The sequence below is a fragment of the Mycobacterium sp. VKM Ac-1816D genome (assembly GCF_000416385.1).
GTDB classification, from domain to species: domain Bacteria; phylum Actinomycetota; class Actinomycetes; order Mycobacteriales; family Mycobacteriaceae; genus Mycobacterium; species Mycobacterium neoaurum_A.
This window is the reverse complement of the sequence record NZ_AOHQ01000139.1, coordinates 65,823-83,537: the sequence shown is the minus strand read 5'-3', so window position 1 is coordinate 83,537 and position 17,715 is coordinate 65,823. Positions and strand designations below refer to the sequence as shown.

The following is a 17,715-nucleotide window of genomic DNA, read 5'->3' as shown; positions in this document are numbered from 1 at the left end:
CGGATCACATCGGTACCGGCGCACCGAATCCCGGGATGATGCCGATCGGCACCAACGCCAGCACGAGGGCGAACACCGTGAGCACCTTCACCGAGCGAGGCGTCGCGGGTTGGTCGATCTCGGCTCGGCGACTCACGAACAGCAGGAACACGATGGCGAGGTCGAAGGCGATGATGACCCACCATCGGATCCAGTCCACGCCGGTCAGGAACACCGGCAGGATCAGTACCAGCCCGACGGCGACCGCGGCTCGCTGCGCCGACAAGGCGTCGCGGAACCGTGCCACCGATACGCCGGACACCTCGGCGATGAGGCCCATCGACACCGCAAGCACCACGACGCCGTAGATGGTCGATCCCACCAGCGCCACCGCCCCGATGCTGGCGACGAAGCCCAGCGCATCTCCGAAGCTCTGGTCGAACAGCGGCAGGATCGCCCGGCACATCCAGTCGTGATAATCGACCTCGTAGCGGAATCCACGCAGCAGCTGACCCGGTGTCGGATTACCGGCCAGCGGATGGTTCATCACGCCGTGCGGCACCACCTCGCACAGCGCCGCCGACTTCCCACGGGCACCGAACAACGACACCGTCAGAGCCGCGACGATGCCGGGACCCAGGGCCAGCGCCGCACACAGGCGCAGGGCGCCGGTACCGAGGTGCGCCGCCAGCACCACCAGCGCCACGATCGCGCCGAGCCCGAACAGGAAGACGGTTGCCTCGTGGATCAGGGTCAGCACCACGGTGACCGCGCCGTATACCGCCGCGCTGATGATCACCGCGCGACGGGTGGTGACCGCGGCCAGGACGACCGCGAACACGGCCAGCGCCGCGGCGCCGAGCAGATCTGTCCGCGCCGAGAACACACCGAAGGCAAAACCGAAGGGCAGCAAGGGAATCAGGAGCGCCAGCAACCACCTGCGATCGGATCGGCCGCTGCGCACCGCGACGAACCAGGCCACCGCGGCAAGGCCGAGGGCGAACACCACCGTCGGCACCCAGCGCAGCACCGCCAACGCGCCGAAGTACCGCTCGTCGGGGAACAGGTTGACGATCTCGCCGGCCAAGCCGCGTCGGATGAAGCCCTGCGAATAGTCGACGGAGAAATAGGAGTACCAATAACCGTCCGGGACGAACCTCGCCGCGACCAGCACCAAAATCGTGGCCCACACGAACAGCAGGACACCGAACGTCAGGTAGTAGCGGCGGCTGGGGCCGGTGCTGACCGCGCTGCTCGTCATCTGGCCCCTTCTGAAATTATGGCGGCCCGTGCCGCCTGACGCGGCGAGTATATAGTCTGTCGGCGTGCCGACCGGATGCCACGGTGCGCCGCTCGACGACGGCGACCGATGAAGATCGCGATCACCATCCACGGCACCCGCGGCGACGTAGAACCGTGTGCGGCCGTGGCTCTTGAGCTTCAGCGCCGCGGACACGACGTGCCGATGGCGGTGCCACCGAATCTGGTCGGGTTCGTCGAGTCGGTCGGGCTGCCCGCCGTCGGCTACGGCCCCGATTCCCAGAAGCAGCTCGAGGGCGATGTCTTCGAACGCCCCGACGCGCTCACCGCGGCCACCCCGGCGGACTGGATGCGGCTGGGTAATCCCCTCGACGCGGTGCGTAGGGCAAGGGCAGCGGCCACCCGCGGTTGGGACGAGATGAGCCGGACACTGCTGTCGCTGGCCGGCGACGCGGATCTGATCGTGACCGGTACCGCTTATCAGGAGATCGCCGCCAACATCGCCGAGGCCCGCGGGCTTCCGCTCGCCGAGGTGCACTACTTCCCGGTGCGCGCCAACAGCCAACTGCTGCCGGTGCGCGTACCGAAGGCGATCCTCGCCGCGGGGTATGCGGCCGGCTCATGGGTGCATTGGCAGCTGTTGCGACCGGCCGAGGCCCGCCAGCGTGCGGAGTTGGGTCTGGCACCGGCGAAGAACTCACCGGTGACCCGCATCGTCTCCGGTGGCGCGCTGGAGATCCAGGCCTACGATCCGGTGTTCTTCCCCGGGCTGGCCGCCGAATGGGGCGAACGGCGCCCTCTCATCGGGTCCATGACATTGCAGAAGTCCACCGGGGTGGACCAGGAGGTGATGTCGTGGATCGCGGGCGGCAGCCCGCCGATCTACTTCGGGTTCGGCAGTATGCCGCTGGACTCCCCCGCCGAGGCGGTGCGCATGATCACCGATGTCTGCGCCGAGCTGGGTGAGCGCGCGCTTATCTGCGCGGGTTTCTCGGCGTTCGACGAGACCGCGCCCACCGATGCCGTCCTGGTCGTGCCCGCGGTCAACCATTCGGCGGTGTTCCCGTCGTGTCGCGCCGTCGTCCACCACGGTGGTGCCGGCACGACCGCTGCCGGCCTGCGCGCCGGGATCCCCACCCTGGTGTTGTGGGTGGCCGCCGAACAACCACTGTGGGGCAAACAGGTCGCGCGTCTCGGCGTCGGCGCCTACCGTCGATTCTCGGCCACCGCCCGGGACTCCCTGCTCGCCGACCTGCGCACCGTGCTGGCGCCGGGTGTCGCCGAGAGCGCGCGTTTGCTCGCCGGAAGGATGCGCCCGGCATCGCAGAGCGTCGGGACTGCCGCCGACCTGCTCGAGGAGGCGGCGCGCACCGGCGGGTGACGCAAGTTGCCGACGGCGAACCCAAACGGTACCGTTTGCGCTCGTGTGGACGACCGTTGTGCTGCTCGGCCTCACCGTCAGCATCGAACCCACACGCCTCGGGTTGATCGCCCTGTTGCTGACCAGACGGCATCCCATCCGACACCTCATCGTCTTCCAGTGCACCGGGCTGACGATCAGCCTCAGCGTCGGACTGACCGTCCTGTTCGTCTTCCACCGCAGTTTCCTGGGCGACAGCAACATTCACCCCGCGCCACTCCAGATCGCCTTCGGCGCGGTGCTGGTGCTGCTGGGCGCGGTACTGGCCTCGAAAATCCCGCTGGACCGGTTCCGGCCGAAGGACAAGATTCCGGCCGGTGGTGGCGAGGCCGCCGCGGTCGACGGCGCAGGCAATCACGGTGCGGGCACTGATCGTTCGGACACTGATGGTGCGGGCCATGAGGAGCACGTGGCCGATCTGGTCGCCGAAACCACACCGCCGCGCCGGCGGACGCGTTTCCTCGCGCGGATCCGCCGGTTCCTCAAGAGTGAGTCGCCGGTGTTCGCGGCGTCCATCGGTGCCGCGACGGCGATGCCGAGTATCGACTATTTCGCGTTGCTCGCGATCATCATCGCGTCCCAAACCCCGCCGCTGGAGCAGGGATTGGCGCTGCTGACCTTCCTGCTGCTGGCCGGGTGGGCCGCGACGTTGCCGATGCTGAGCTTCATCGTGGCGCCGGAGAAGACCCGGACCTGGGTGCAGCAGATGAACTCGTGGGTGCGCAGCCGAACCCGCAAGCAGGCAGGTGTTTTCGTCGCGATCGCCGGCTTGATCCTGATCGGGCTCGGTATCACCGGCCTGTGACCGGTCGGACTACAGCTCGACCAGCCCGGTGAGTCCGAAGTCCGCGTAAGCCGCCGAGACCAGTTCGCGCAGCGCTGCTTTCGAGTTCGGCCCGCGCACCGACCAGGCTGATACCGAGACCCCGAACCGTCCCCTGGCCCGGATTCCGCCCAACACGAGTTGGCCACCGATCCGGTTGAGCTCCCTGCTGGTCACGTTGGGCTCCACACCGCGCATCAACACGAAATCTGCGGGAGTACCGTCGGGCCGGCTGAACGCGTCCTCGGGCTCGCCGAGATTCGAGCAGCCGATCGGATCGTTGACCGCGAGCACCATGCCCTCCAGCCGTCGCAGGACGACCTTGGGGGTGAACGGGGTGAGTGGCAGCGGGCCGGTCAGTTTCACCGAGGTCTGCGCGGACTCCGCGAGTGCCTGCCGCATGGCGGCGCGGACCCCGCCCAGATCGCCGAGCACCTCGTCCGGGTCGGCTGTCATCGATACCGACACCAGCGCATTGGCCCTGGTATCACCGGCAGTACGCTCGCTCACCGGCCAGGACAGATTCGCCCGGCCTGCCGAGTTCAACCGGCCCAGGCGTGCACCGATTCGGGCCGCGAGTCCGGCGAACAGCGAATTACTACTGCCGCCAAGCCGTTTCGCGCAGGCATCCCACTGATCGAGATCGACGAAGGTGATCACCGACGGCGGAACCATCGGCACGTCGTCGCCGGGCGGCACGTCCCCGGCGGCCTTGATCGACGTCGTGAGGTCTGCGCGCTCAGCCCTGGCGACCCGCGCCGAGGCCACCACCGCGGCGGCCAGCTCCGGTACAGCGGCCAGCGTCTGGCGGGCGTCCTGAGCGAAAGCCCTTCGACGCGGCCGAGATCCGGGCGGTGGGTAACCCAGATCGTGCCGCACACCGTTCACGCCGTCGGTGACGGCAGAGATGAACCCGAGGCCGTCGACCAGGGAGTGCGAGGCGGTGAGGCTGACCGCCCCGCCACCGTCGACCAACGGCTGAACCGCCAGCCGCCATCCCGGGCCGCGTTCCGGATCGATCGGCACCGCGAGCCGGCTGTTGGCCCAGTCCCCCACCTCGCTGCGGGATATCTCCTGTACCGAGAGGTCGAGTGTCGGCGCGCTGGTGTCGGCCACCCACCGGTGCCTGCCGAACGGCAGGACCGATCGTTCGATCCGCCTGCCCAGCAGGCCGTGGCCCAGTTCGCGGCGCAACCGCCGCAGACCGTCGATGTCGACCGGCCGGTCATACACCCAGACCGTCTGGACGATCGGGCCGCGGCCGAGGGCCCGCAGCCCCAGGAACGACGCCTGGTCGATATAGGCCAGGGTGTTGTCACCCACCGGTCACACCGTTTGCAGGTTTTCGTCGAGCCGCGCGAACTCGCCGTCACGGTACTTCTGCACACAGGATTGGCGGCGGATCTTGCCGCTGGTGGTGATCGGGATGGCCCCGCGCGGCACCAGCACCAGGTCGGCGGCAGCGATACCGTGCGTCTGCGATACCGCCGATGCCACGGAGCGTTTGATGTTGAGGAGGTTCTCCATCACCTCGGCCTCGGAGTCACCGCGCTTCTTGACCTCGATGATCGCGACGAGCTGCTCGCTGCGGTCCCCGTCTACCGCGATCGCCGCCACCCGGCCACCGGTGATCTCCTGGATGGTCGCCTCGATATCGTCGGGATAGTGGTTGCTGCCGCGCACGATCAGCAGATCCTTGATCCGGCCGATGATGAACAGCTCACCGTCTGAGAGGAAGCCGAGGTCACCGGTGCGCAACCAGGGGCCCGCGGGCGTGCCCTCGGACGGGTTGGTGATCATCCCGCCGAAGGTGTGCTCGGTCTGTTCGGGCTTGTCCCAGTAGCCGAGGCAGTTGTTCTCGCCGTGGGACCAGATCTCGCCGATACCGCCGGCAGGCACCTCGATCAGCGTCTCCGCATCGACGATGCGCACCACGGGGTCCTCCGGGCGGCCGTATCCGACCAGTTTCGTTCCGCTGCCGTCGGCGGTGCGCTCGGCCACCCCGGCGGACAACTTCTCCGGATCGAAGGACACCACGCTGGGCGGGCCGGGAACGCCGGTGCCGACGAACAGCGTTGCCTCGGCCAGGCCGTACGAGGGCCGGATGACCCCCTCGTCGAAGTTGAACTTGGCGAACCGCTGCGAGAACCGCTTCAGGGTCGCTTCGTGCACCCGCTCGGCGCCGCTGTACACGGCGATCACGTCACTGAGGTCGATACCGTCGAGATCCTCGTCGGTGGTCCGACCGGCGGCCAGTTCGAAGGCGAAGTTCGGGCCGCCGGTGACGACGCGCGGGTAGCTGCCCATCAGCTGGATCCAGCGGGCGGGGCGAGCCAGGAACGACAACGGGGTGGTGAACACGGTGCTCCAGCCGCCGAGCACCGGGGCGACGATGCCGAGCAGCAGACCCATGTCGTGATAGAAGGGCAACCACGACACCACGTGGGCGCCCGAGGGCGGCACCTTGCCGAAGTGCGGGAAGAACGCGCACATCATCTGCTCGAAGTTCGAGGTGAGGTTGCGGTGGGTGACCATCACCCCGGCCGGGGTCCGCGTCGAGCCGGACGTGTACTGCAGATACTCGGGCTTCTGCTCGCGGCTGGACAGCGACTTGCGGCGGGCCTCCAGATCCAAGGCGTCGACCTCGATGACGGTGGCCGCGGCGGCACCGTCATCGGTCTTGGCGTACTCGGCGACGGTCGCGGCCACCGACGAGGTGGTCAGGATGATCGCGGGCGTGGAGTCCTTGATCACCGCGGACACCCGCTCGTCATGCTGGCCGACCATCGGCACCGACAGCGGCACCGCGATGATGCCCGCCTCCAGCGAGGCCAGGAAACCGATCACGTACTCCAGGCTCTGCGGTGCCAGGATGACGGCACGGTCGCCGAGCTGACCGATCTGGCGCATCTCGGAGGCCAGATTGCGGACCCTGCGATACAGCTGGGACCACGTCAGGGTGGTGGCCACGCCATCCCATTCATGGTCGTAGTCCATGAAGGTGTACGCGATGTCCTCAGGCTGCAGGCTCGCACGCTCGCGCAGCACGCCGATGAGGTTGGTGTCGGACACGGTGATGCCTTTCTCGGCAATTCTCTTTCGAGAACCAGCTCAATCGGTAAGCAGTATTAAACGAACACGCCGGTGAGGTCGAATTCAGCCAGCGCCTCGGTGGTGAGCGTGCGCAACCGGGACTTCGAGTTCTCCGCCCCGGCCTCATAGGCGACGATGCCGATGATGACCTTGCCATTGAGCCGACCGGACACGACGACCAACTGACCGTCTCCACTTTCGAGCTCGACCCGCGGGGTGGCCTGGTCGATGCCGAAGAACGATGTGTACTCGGCCTCGGTGCCATCGACGCTGGCCAGCATCGAGGGCAGATCGCCCATGTTGGAGCAGACCACCGGCTTGTCGTCGGAGGCGATCATGATGTCGGCGACCTTCTTCACCAGTCGCTTGGGAACCAGCGGCGTCAGCGGCATCAGCTCGAGGATCTCGTCGGGCTGGTCCTTGGCGGACTTCAGCGCGTTGCGCAGCGTGGCGCGGGTGCCGCTGAGGTCCTTGGTCAGATCCGTCGGATCGATCTTGGCGTTGACCAAGGACATCGCGTTGGCCCGGACGTCGGTCTGGGCGGTGCGGTCGCTGATGGCGATCAGCAGCGAGATGTTGCCGTCCGGGTTACGCCTGCCCATCCGTTCACCGAGCTTGGCGCAGATCGCGGCGAGCATCGAATAACCGTTGCCGCCGAGGGACTCGGCCCTGGCGTCCCACTCCGCCAGATCGACATAGGCGGTGATGGCGGGCACGATGACGCGCTCGTGCGGATCGGCGATGGCCGGGCGGGCGGGGGCGCCCTTCGGCGCGGCCTCCTGGGCGGCCTCCTGGGCTCCGGCGCGCAGCACCTTGACCGCCTTACGCGCGGCGCGGGCGATGGTCGGGAGTTCGCGGACGGTCTCGCGCAGGTCCTCGACGATCGCGCGACCGGTCCGCCGCGACAGCGGCGGCGGATAGCCGATGTCGATGTTGGCACCGGCCACCGCCGTGCCCACCGCCAGCAGCGCGGCCACCCCGTCACCCAGGCAGTGCGAACCCACCACCGAGATGGCCGTCACGCCGTCGGTGAAGGACTGCACGGCCATCTGCCACCCCGGTCCGTCCTCCGGATCGACCGTGACCTGCGCCCACCGGTCGGCCCAGTCCCCGATCTCCGCGCGCGGCAACGGATCGGTGTTGACGTGCAGCGGTGCGGCCGGGCCGAGCGCGGCCACCCACCGGTATCTGCCGAACGGCAACGGGGATCGTTCGACCCGGCGGCCCGCCATCCCGTAACCGAAGTTGCGGTGGAATCGGCGCACCTGGTCCATGTTCACCGGGTGCTCGTAGACCCAGACCACCTGGATCATCTGCACCCGGCCGGTCGCGCGGTTGGCGCGCACCATCGCCTCGTCCCACAGCGTCAGCCGATTGCCCACGGCGTCGCCGTTGGTGAACTCCACAGACTGTCCCCTCTTTACTCGATCACACCGGACAGCTCGAAGGCGGCCAGCGTCTTGTCCAATTCGGCCCGCAACCAGGCGGTGGTGTTCTCCGCGCCCGGCGCATACGCGGCGAACGTCAACACCTCGGCACCGTTGATCCGGCCCGCGACCACGGTGAGCAGCCCGCACCGCTGCTCCAACGCATGCCGGGTGGCCACCCGGTCGATACCGCGCAGGAACACCACATCGGCCGGTGTGCCGTCGATATTCGGCAGGTCCGGGGGCACATCACCCATGTTCGAGCACGACACCGGTAGCTCGGTGGAAAAGCCGAAGGCCACGTCGGCCATCTTGCGCACCACCCGCTTCGGGATGAACGGGGTCAGCGGAAGCAGCTTGAGATCGTCGTTGGGCACCTCGCGGGCCACCCGCAGACCCTCTCTCAGGGCCGCGCGCGCGTCGGCGAGGTCGACGGTGACCTTGGCCGGGTCGATGGCCAGATTGACCAGGATCACCGCGTTGGCCCGGGTGTCGTCGTCGCCGGGCCTGCGGTCGCCCTGCGGGATGTTGAGGGTCACCATGCCGTCGGGCCCCACCCGGCCGATCTGCTCGGCGAGTTTGGCGACGAACCCGGCCACCAGCGAATGACCGTTGCCGCCGAGTTCGCCGGCCCGGCGGTCCCAGTCGGTAAGTGCGATGCGGACCGTCGCCGATGGGGTGAAGACCTGCTCGTCAGGGCCGCTGACCGCGGATTTGGTGGACCCCGATGCGGTGAGTTCGTCGCGTCGGCGCAGCGCCTGGCGAGCCGCCTCGACCACGGTGCGACCCACCTCGGGAAGACCGCGCACGGTATCGCGCAGATCGGCGCGCAGCGCCCGGGCACGGGTCCGTGACCCCGGCGGCGGGTAGCCGAAGTCCAGGCGTCGGCGATGGATGGCGTTGACCATCGCCGCCAGGGCACCGCCCCCGTCGCTGACACAGTGCGATATGACGATGCTGACCGCGGTCGCGCCGTCGGTCATGGGCAGCACACCGACATGCCAGGCGGGCCCGTACTCGGGGTCCAGCGGCATGGCCGACCGCTCGTCGATCCAGCGGCCCAGTTCCGCGCGCGGACGCGGTGCGGCGAAGTCGAGCTCGGACTGCGGGCCCAGCGCCGACACCCAGCGGTGCCGACCGAATCGCAGCGCGGACCGTTCGATACGCCTACCCAGCAGCCCGTACCCGATGTGGGCATGGAATCCGCGGATGGCGTCGAGATCGACGGGACGTTCGTAGATCCACACGATCTGCATGACGGCCTCCTGGCCGGTGGCACGCAGGCCGAGGAACATCGCCTGATCGGTGAAGTCGATCCGGTCGTCCCGCTGCGCCGGCCGTGTGGCGGCACGACTCATCGCGTCGACACCTCCGATGCGAACAGGGCGATCAGGCCGTCTTGAGGTTCAGGCTCGCGGCGTCGGCACCGATCGGCAGGATCGCGAGATCGCGACCTTCGACGACGCTGACATATACGGCCTTCATCGCCTCCAGATAGCGCAGGACCGATTCGCGGGCGATCGGGTTCGCCGGGAACGCCGCGGTGACGGTGGTCTCGTGTTCGACCCGGTTGACCCACATTCCCACCTGATAGGCGGCGCGGGAGTCGCTCCAGATGGTGCCGTTGAGCCGCTGCCATTCGGCGATCACACCGGGCGAGAGCAGCCCGACGTCGAGGTAGGACAGCATCGGCACACCACCGTTGGGTGCGCGCAGGCCGTGTGATTCCGCACCCAGCTCCAGCACCCGCTCGACCGGGACGTGGGCCAGGTCCAGCCCGCCGTCGAAGGACTCCTGCGCGGCGCGGGCGGTGTTGCCGAAGGTCTCGGTGTCCACCGGGACGGTGATCGGCACCAGGCCGGTGAACCAGCCGGTGGTCATGAACTCCGCGGGCGTGCGCCGGGTCGTGGTCGGCGTGATCACGCGGTAGACGTCGTCGCCGGTCAGGGCGGCATGCGCGATGGCACCACAGGCGAAGACGCCACCGCTGAAGCGGGCGCCGGCCGCGATGCACATGGCCTCGAACCGGTCGCCCTGTTCCTTGTCCAACAGCGGCAGGGTGATGACATCGCCGGTGTAGGCGACCGAGGGGTCACCCAACGGCAGGGGGAACGTCGGCAACGAGCCGCCACTGCTCTCCAGGAAGTCGATCCAGCCCGCCACCTCGGGAGAATCCGTGGTCAGCGCCGAGACGTACTCGTGCTGTTCGCGGCAGTAGGTGTCATAGCTGCCCGGCTCGGGCAGCTTGAGCGGGGCAGCACCTTCGACGAGGGCGTTGTACATCATGTGGATCTCGACGAAGGCCAGGCCCATGAACATGGCGTCGGTGTGCACGTGGTCGACGCTGATGTACACCGTGAAGTGGTCGGCGCGCTGGATCACGCCGACGTGGAAGCAGTCCCATTCCCACGGGCTGGCGGTGGCCAGGATGTGCTCACGCCACTGCTGGGAGGTCATCTCACCCTGCTCGGTGGCGACGAACTTGATATCGCGCGGATTGGTGAGCGTATGGCGCAGGATCTCGCCCGATTCGGTGTACTCGAACCAGCTGTGGAACGTGTCGTGCCTGCGCAGGTACGCGTTGATGACATGCGTCATGGCACGGACGTCACAGCGTCCGGGGATATCCCAGGACGGGATGTTCAGCCTGGCCATATCGGTGCCCGCGGCCGAATGCTTGCGGTAGGCCAGCAGGTGCTGTGCCTGCTGGTAGCTGACCGGGACATCACTGACCGGGGCGTCCTTGACCTTGGCCAGGGTCGACCGCGAGGGATGCCAGGAAATCACGGCACCTGGTTCGCCGACCCAGTCATGGATCGGTTTCATCGCTACCACAATCTGTCTCCTGCTTCGACGACGTCGGATCGGGGTTCGAGCGACGTTGCACGACCTTCGATCATGACGGAACCGATACTTCTTCGGGGGCGAGAACGTCACACAGACGATCGGCGAGCACCCGAATGGTCGAAATATCCGTGGATCCGATGCGTATACCTGTCTCCGCCTCGATGCGGGTTCGTACTTCGAGCGTGCCCAGCGAGTCCAGCCCGTACTCCGCAAGCGGACGGTCGGGATCAACCGACCGCCGCAAGATCAGGCTGATCTGCTCGGAGATCATGCGACGCATCCGGGCCGGCCACTCGTCACGCGGCAGTTCGTGCAGCTCCGCGAGGAAGGCGCTGCCGGTACTGCGCTGACCCGTCGACCGGAACGCTTCGGCGAACTTACTGCTCTGCGCGAACGCCGCCAGCCACGGGGTGCCGACCACGGGTGCATACCCACTGTACGGCCTATCGTGGCGAAGTAGCGTCTCGAACGCGTACGCGCCTTCCTCCGGCTCGATCGCCGCCTCGCCGGATTCCGCCAGTGCCGTGCCTGCACCGATCTGCGACCAGGGCCCCCACGCGATCGATGTCGCGGGCAGGCCCTGACCGCGACGCCAGTGGGTGAAGGCGTCGAGCCAGCTGTTGGCCGCGGCGTAGGCGCCCTGGCCGGGCGAACCGACCAATGCCGCCGCCGACGAGAACACGCAGAACCAGTCCAGCGCCTGCTTGGCGGTCGCGCGGTGCAGGTTGAGCGCACCGTAAACCTTTGGCGCCCAGTCGCGTTCGATGAGTTCGTCGGTGATGTTGGCCAACACCGCGTCCTCGATGACCGCCGCTCCGTGCAACACGCCGCGCAGCGGGAAACCGGTTGCACACGCCGCCTCGACCAGCCGGTCGGCGGTCTCGGGATCGGCGATGTCCCCGCGCTGCACCTCGACCTCGGTCCCGCCGCGGCGGATGCGATCGATGACCTCGGTGGCCGCCTCCGACGGTGCCGACCGGCCGTTGAGCACGATCCGTCCGGCACCGGAGTCGGCCAACTTCTCGGCGAGGAAAAGTCCGAGCCCGGTGAGGCCGCCGGTGACGATGTATGCCGAATCGGACCGCGCCGCCCGAAACTCACCGGGCGGCACCACGGCGTCGATCTGGCCACCGTGCGGGATGTCCAGGACGAGCTTGCCGGTGTGCTCGGCGGCACCCATGACGCGGATGGCCGTGGCGCCGTCCTGCAGCGGGTAATGCGTGGTCTCCGGCAGCGGCAGCACCCCGTCGGCGATCTGCTGGTAGCAGACCTCCAGCAGGCGACGCAGCGTGTCGGAATCGGTCAGCGACAGCAGCGCGAGGTCGACGGCGTAGAACGACAGGTTGCGACGGAACGGGAACAGACCCATCCGGGTATCGCCGTAGATGTCGCGCTTGCCGATCTCGACGAACCGGCCGCCGAACGACAACAGCTCGAGGCCGGCCTTCTGGGAGGCCCCGGTCAGCGAGTTGAGCACGATATCGACGCCGTAGCCGTCCGTATCCACGCGGATCTGGTCGGCGAACGCGGTGCTGCGCGAATCGTAGACATGTTCGATGCCCATGCCCCGCAACAGCTCGCGACGGGCCTCGCTGCCCGCGGTGGCGAAGATCTCGGCCCCGGCGGCCCGCGCGATGGCGACGGCCGCCTGGCCGACACCACCGGTGGCGGAGTGGATCAACACCTTGTCACCGGCGCTGATGCGGGCCAGGTCGTGCAGGCTGTACCAGGCGGTCGCGTGCGCACTCGGCACCGCTGCTGCCCGATTGGTGGGCAGCCCCGGCGGCAGCGTGACGGCCAGGTTGGCATCACAGGTCACGAAGGTGGCCCAGGCGCCGTCGGCGGAGATGCCGCCGACGCGGTCACCGACCTTGTGCCCGGTGACCCCCGGCGCGACCGCGGTGACGACACCGGCGAAATCGGCGCCCAGCTTGGGCAACCGGCCCTCGAAGGACGGGTAACGCCCGAAGGCCACCAGCACATCGGCGAAGTTCAGGTTCGACGCGGTGACCGAGACCTCGATCTGACCGGGCCCTGGTGCCACCCGCTCGAAGGCCGCCAGCTCGAGGGACTGGATATCCCCCGGCGTGCGGATCTGCAGACGCATCCCGTCGCGGGCCGGATTGACCACCGTCGTGCGGCGGTCCTCGGGCCGCAGCGCGCCGGGCGTCAGCCGGGCCACGTACCACAGGCTGGAACGCCAGGCGGTCTCGTCCTCATCGGAACCGGACAGCAGCTGCGCGGCGATCTGGGTGGCATCGGTGTAGTCGTCGACGTCGATATGCGCGGTCTTGAGCTGCGGGTACTCCGTGCCGATCACGCGGATCAGCCCACGCAGTCCGGCCTCGTCCAGGTTCGCGGAATCCTCACCCGACACCGTCTGGGCGTTACGCGTCAGCACGTGCAGCCGCGGCGCCTCGCCCGGTGCCTCCGGGAGCTCGCGGACGATCTTGACCAGGTGCCGGACGTTGTCGCCGCCGCGGACGCCGGACTGTTCGTCGGCCACCCCGTGCCGCGGCGGGGTCACCACCAGAACGTGGCCGAAGGACTGCGCCTCCAGCTGCTCACGCAGCCGGGCGGCATGGGTGTCGTGATCGGAATGCTGCGGCCACACCATGGTGGTGACGTCCGCCTCGTGGCTCTTGAGCGCATCGGAAAGCCTGGTGGCCAGCAGATCGGCCGCGTCCGAGGTGCTGATCAGCAACCACCGACCGCCGCCGTGGTAGTCGACCTCGGGCAGCTCCTGCTGACGCCACTCGACGGTGAGCAACCGGTCGTTGAAGGTGCGCTCGCGCTGCCCGCTGTCGGAAACCCCGGTGCCCAACCGCAAACCGCCGACGGCCAGCAGCACGGTGCCTGCCTCGTCGAGCAGGTCGAGGTCGACCTCGACGGCGTTGGCGGTGATACCGATGATCGTGGCGCGGCAGTAGTGCGCGTTGCGGGTGGAGCCGAATGCGCGCATCCGGCGCACCCCCAGCGGCAGCATCAGGGTGCCGGTCGTATCGCCGCGCAGTGCGGGATGGGCGCCGACGGCCTGGAAGCAGGCGTCCAGCAGCGCCGGGTGCACGCCGTAGGCGCCCTGCTGGGAGCGGATCGACCCCGGCAGCGCCACCTCGGCCAGCACCGAGTCCGACTGCACATCGGATCCATCGTTGACGTAGACGGCGACCAACCCGGCGAACGCGGGGCCGTACTGGATGCCGCGCTGGTTGTACCAGGCGCGCATCTCGGCACCGTCGACACGCACCGTGTGCGCGGCCAGCTCGCCATCGATGTCGACGGCGGCGGGAACGGTATCGGCATCGGCGGCCCGCAGCGTGGCCGACGCCCGCTTGACCTGCTCGCCGTCGAGATAGGTCTCGACCGCGAAATCGGCGGATCCCTCGCGGGTCACGGTCGCGGCCGCCGTCACCTCGGTGCTCTCCTGCAGCAGCAACATCTGGTCGAAGCTGATATCGCGGACCTCGGCGTCCTCGCCGAGGACGTTGCGGGCTGCGGCCAACGCCATCTCGCAATACGCCGCACCCGGCAGTGCCGCCACGTTGTGCACCTGGTGATCCCCCAGCCACGGCTGGATCTCGGTGCCGACATCGGCCTGCCAGGCGTGCCGTTCGGGCTCCTCGGGCAGCCGAACGTGCGCGCCAAGGAGCGGATGCACGGCCAGCGTCGCACCGCCGGGGGCCAGTTCCAGCGGGTCGCGCACCAGGATCAGCTCGCGGTGCGTCCAGGTCGGCAGCGGGGCGTCGACGAGGTTGCCGGTCGGATAGAGCGCCGAGAAGTCCACCCTGGCGCCGGCGTTGTGCAGATCGGCGAGCACGGCCCGCAACCCGTGCGGCAGCTCCTGCTCACGCCGCACACTGGCCAGCGCCGCGTGCGCGATGTCCAGGCTGCTTGCGGTCTGGTCGACCGCATGGGTGAGCAACGGGTGCGGCGACAGCTCGGTGAAGACGCGGTAACCGTCCTCGAGGGCCGCTTGCACGGCCGCGGCGAACCGCACCGCGTGGCGCAGGTTGTCGACCCAGTAGTCGGCGTCGAAGTCGGCGATATCGCGCGGGTCGTACAGGGTCGCCGAGTAGTAGTCGATCTCGGGCTCGGACGGATCGAGGTCCTCCAGCGCGTCGGCCAGGTCGTCGAGGATCGGGTCGACCTGCGGAGAGTGCGAGGCCACGTCGACGGCGACCTCACGGGCCATCACATCGCGGCTCTCCCATTCGGCGATCAGCTCACGCACCGACTCCTTCGCGCCGCCGACGACGGTCGAGCGCGGCGATGCGACCACCGACAGCACGACGTCGTTGACACCGCGCGCCGCGAGTTCGGAGAGCACCTGCTGGGCGGGCAGTTCGACCGAGGCCATCGCACCGGATCCGGCGATGGTGGCCATCAGCTTGGAGCGGCGGCAGATGACCTTGACACCGTCGGCGAGGGTCAGCACACCGGAGACCACCGACGCGGCGACCTCGCCCATCGAGTGGCCGATCACCGCACCGGGAGTCACCCCGTAGGCCTTCAGGGTGGCGGCGAGGCCCACCTGGACGGCGAACACGGTCGGCTGCACCTTGTCGATACCGGTGACGGTCTGCGCGGATGTCAACTCATCGGTGACCGAGAAACCGGACTCCGCGGCGATCAGCGGCTCGAGTTCGGCGATGGCGGCGGCGAAGGCCGGCTCACCGTCGAGCAGCCCGGCACCCATGCGGGCCCACTGCGAGCCCTGACCGGAGAACACCCAGACCGGACCGCGTTCACCATCGCCCACGGCCCGCTGGTAGGGCGTCTCGCCGTCGGCGACCTCACGCAACGCGGCGATCAATCCCGCACGGTCGTCGGCGAGCACCGTGGTGCGCACCGGCCGGTGCGCACGGCGACGCGCCAGCGTGTAGGCGAGGTCGTGCAGGCTGAGGTCCTCGCCCTGGGCCGCCACCCAGTCGGCCAGCCTGCCCGCGGTGCGGCGCAGTTCCTCGGCCGAGGTCGAGGACAGCGCGAAGACGTGACCGGCCGCGTCGGTATCGGTGGCGGCTGCCGGGACGGCGGGTGCCTCTTCGAGCACGGCGTGCACGTTGGTGCCGGACAGTCCGTAGGCCGAGACCGCGGCGCGCCGCGGTGCATCGGTGACGGGCCACGGGGTGATCTCGGCGGGCACGAAGAGGTCGGTCTTGATCTTGGCGAGCTCGTCGGGGAGCCGGTTGAAGTTGGCGTTCGGCGGCACCGTCGCGTGCTGCAGAGCCAGCACGCTCTTGATGATGCCGATGGTGCCCGCTGCGGACTGGGCGTGGCCGAAGTTGGTCTTCGACGAGCCGAGCGCGACGGGGCCCGCGGTGCCGTACACCGCGGCCAGGCCGGCGAACTCGATCGGGTCACCGACCGGAGTTCCGGTGCCGTGCGCCTCGATCATGCCGACGGTGGTCGGGTCGATACCGCCGGACGCCAGCGCCGCGCGGTAGACGGCCTCCTGGGCGTCGCGCGAGGGCGTGGCGATGTTGACGGTGTGACCGTCCTGGTTGACCGCGCTACCCCGCACGACCGCGAGGATGCGGTCGCCGTCGCGTTCGGCATCGGCGAGCCGCTTGAGCAGCACGACGCCGGTGGCCTCCCCCGGCACGAAACCGTCGGCGGCCGCATCGAACGCGTGGCACTGACCGGTGGGCGACAACATGCCCTGCGCGGAACCCGAGGACAACTTGCGGGGCTCCAGGACGAGGTTCACCCCACCGGCGAGCACCAGGTCGCTGTCGCCGTCGTGCAGGCTGCGGCACCCGAGGTGCAGGGCGAGCAGACCGGAGGAGCATGCGGAATCCACCGAGTAGGCCGGTCCGTGCACGCCGAGGTGATAGGCGATGCGGCCCGAGGCCATGCTGAAATTGTTGCCGGTGAATCCGTAGGGGCCCTCGATCGAGTGCGCGTCGGCGGCCAGCAGCTGGTAGTCGCCGTGGGTGAGGCCCATGAACACACCGGTGCGCGATCCCTGCAGCGTCGCGGGGTCGATGCCCGCGTGCTCGATGGCCTCCCACGCGGTCTCCAGCAGCAGCCGGTGCTGCGGGTCCACGGCGGTGGCCTCACGGTCGCTGATACCGAAGAAGTCGGCGTCGAAACCGGCTACGTCGTCGAGGAAGGCACCCCATTTGGAGACCGACCGGCCGGGCACACCGGGCTCGGGATCGTAGAACTCGTCGGCATCCCAGCGGTCCGCCGGGATGACGGTGACGTGGTCCTCGCCACCGAGCAACGCCTGCCACATACGGTCAGGTGAGTCGATTCCGCCAGGCAACCGGCACGCCATCCCGATGACGGCGACAGTTGTGACAGGTGTATCAACCACGAAGTTCAAACCTCTTCCAAACGGGTAGTACGAGACTGAGTGGGCGCGCTGGCTACTGCCGGGTCAACCGGGCTGCCGGTCTGACAGGAGCACAAAACCGTTGCGCACTCTTCCTCACCCTCTCCGGACCTCGCTTCAACTCGCCTCCGAGTCGGAGCGTAGTCGTCCCCGTTGACGACGGCGTTAAAAATCGAGCAAATCCACTGCGAACTCTACAGCGTCAAGAGCGCCGTTGCGCAGGCTACACCAGCTACGTCTTGTGATTCCAGCAACTGCGCATCGGGCCTTCCACCTGCGAATGAACATCCATATTGACGTCCAAGTAAATGTGATTCGAGTCACCTTGTCAAGCGATGGATTAGCCAACGGATTTGCCAGCAAACACATTGGACCGACCATGCAGCATGTCGACACGTGCGTCGAAACTGTGAAGAAGCTGTCGGCCGAGGACGCGAACAGCCCGCTCAACACGCACTAGCTGAGTAAACAGCAGTCACAATGATCACACTGGCATGGGCAACGCGATATCGCGGGGGTTCGGCGACGC

The 17,715-nt window shown here is 68.3% G+C and carries 9 protein-coding genes; 2 read left to right on the top strand and 7 right to left on the bottom strand.

The window, feature by feature from the left end:
- Positions 1 to 4: 4 nt before the first annotated feature.
- The gene (locus G154_RS18860; protein WP_019513167.1) at positions 5 to 1,240 is read right to left on the bottom strand and encodes a hypothetical protein; all 1,236 of its coding nucleotides are present in this window, start codon (positions 1,238 to 1,240) and stop codon (positions 5 to 7) included.
- Positions 1,241 to 1,348: 108 nt separating this feature from the next.
- Between G154_RS18860 and G154_RS18855 the strand changes: the two genes are divergently transcribed.
- A complete protein-coding gene (locus G154_RS18855) occupies positions 1,349 to 2,620 on the top strand; it encodes a glycosyltransferase (protein ID WP_019513166.1) in 1,272 nt (423 codons plus the stop codon).
- Between the two features lie 43 nt (positions 2,621 to 2,663).
- Positions 2,664 to 3,464 carry a GAP family protein gene (locus tag G154_RS18850; RefSeq protein ID WP_019513165.1) on the top strand — a complete coding sequence of 267 codons (801 nt, stop codon included), beginning with the start codon at positions 2,664 to 2,666 and terminating at the stop codon, positions 3,462 to 3,464.
- A 9-nt stretch (positions 3,465 to 3,473) separates the two neighbouring features.
- Here the strand turns inward: G154_RS18850 and G154_RS18845 are convergent, their stop codons facing one another.
- The 6 genes from G154_RS18845 to pks2 form a co-directional block, all read right to left on the bottom strand.
- A complete protein-coding gene (locus G154_RS18845; RefSeq protein WP_019513164.1) occupies positions 3,474 to 4,805 on the bottom strand; it encodes a hypothetical protein in 1,332 nt (443 codons plus the stop codon).
- Between the two features lie 3 nt (positions 4,806 to 4,808).
- A complete protein-coding gene (locus tag G154_RS18840; protein ID WP_036480149.1) occupies positions 4,809 to 6,554 on the bottom strand; it encodes an AMP-binding protein in 1,746 nt (581 codons plus the stop codon).
- Positions 6,555 to 6,610: 56 nt separating this feature from the next.
- Positions 6,611 to 7,981, bottom strand: coding sequence for a hypothetical protein (locus G154_RS18835; RefSeq protein ID WP_019513162.1), 1,371 nt, complete (start codon positions 7,979 to 7,981; stop codon positions 6,611 to 6,613).
- Between the two features lie 14 nt (positions 7,982 to 7,995).
- Positions 7,996 to 9,360, bottom strand: coding sequence for a hypothetical protein (locus G154_RS18830; protein WP_019513161.1), 1,365 nt, complete (start codon positions 9,358 to 9,360; stop codon positions 7,996 to 7,998).
- Positions 9,361 to 9,391: 31 nt separating this feature from the next.
- The gene (locus G154_RS18825; RefSeq protein WP_023985736.1) at positions 9,392 to 10,837 is read right to left on the bottom strand and encodes a condensation domain-containing protein; all 1,446 of its coding nucleotides are present in this window, start codon (positions 10,835 to 10,837) and stop codon (positions 9,392 to 9,394) included.
- 61 nt (positions 10,838 to 10,898) lie between these two features.
- Complete coding sequence (pks2, locus tag G154_RS18820) at positions 10,899 to 17,168, bottom strand: type I polyketide synthase (RefSeq protein ID WP_023985735.1); 6,270 nt, start codon at positions 17,166 to 17,168, stop codon at positions 10,899 to 10,901.
- Positions 17,169 to 17,715: the final 547 nt, after the last annotated feature.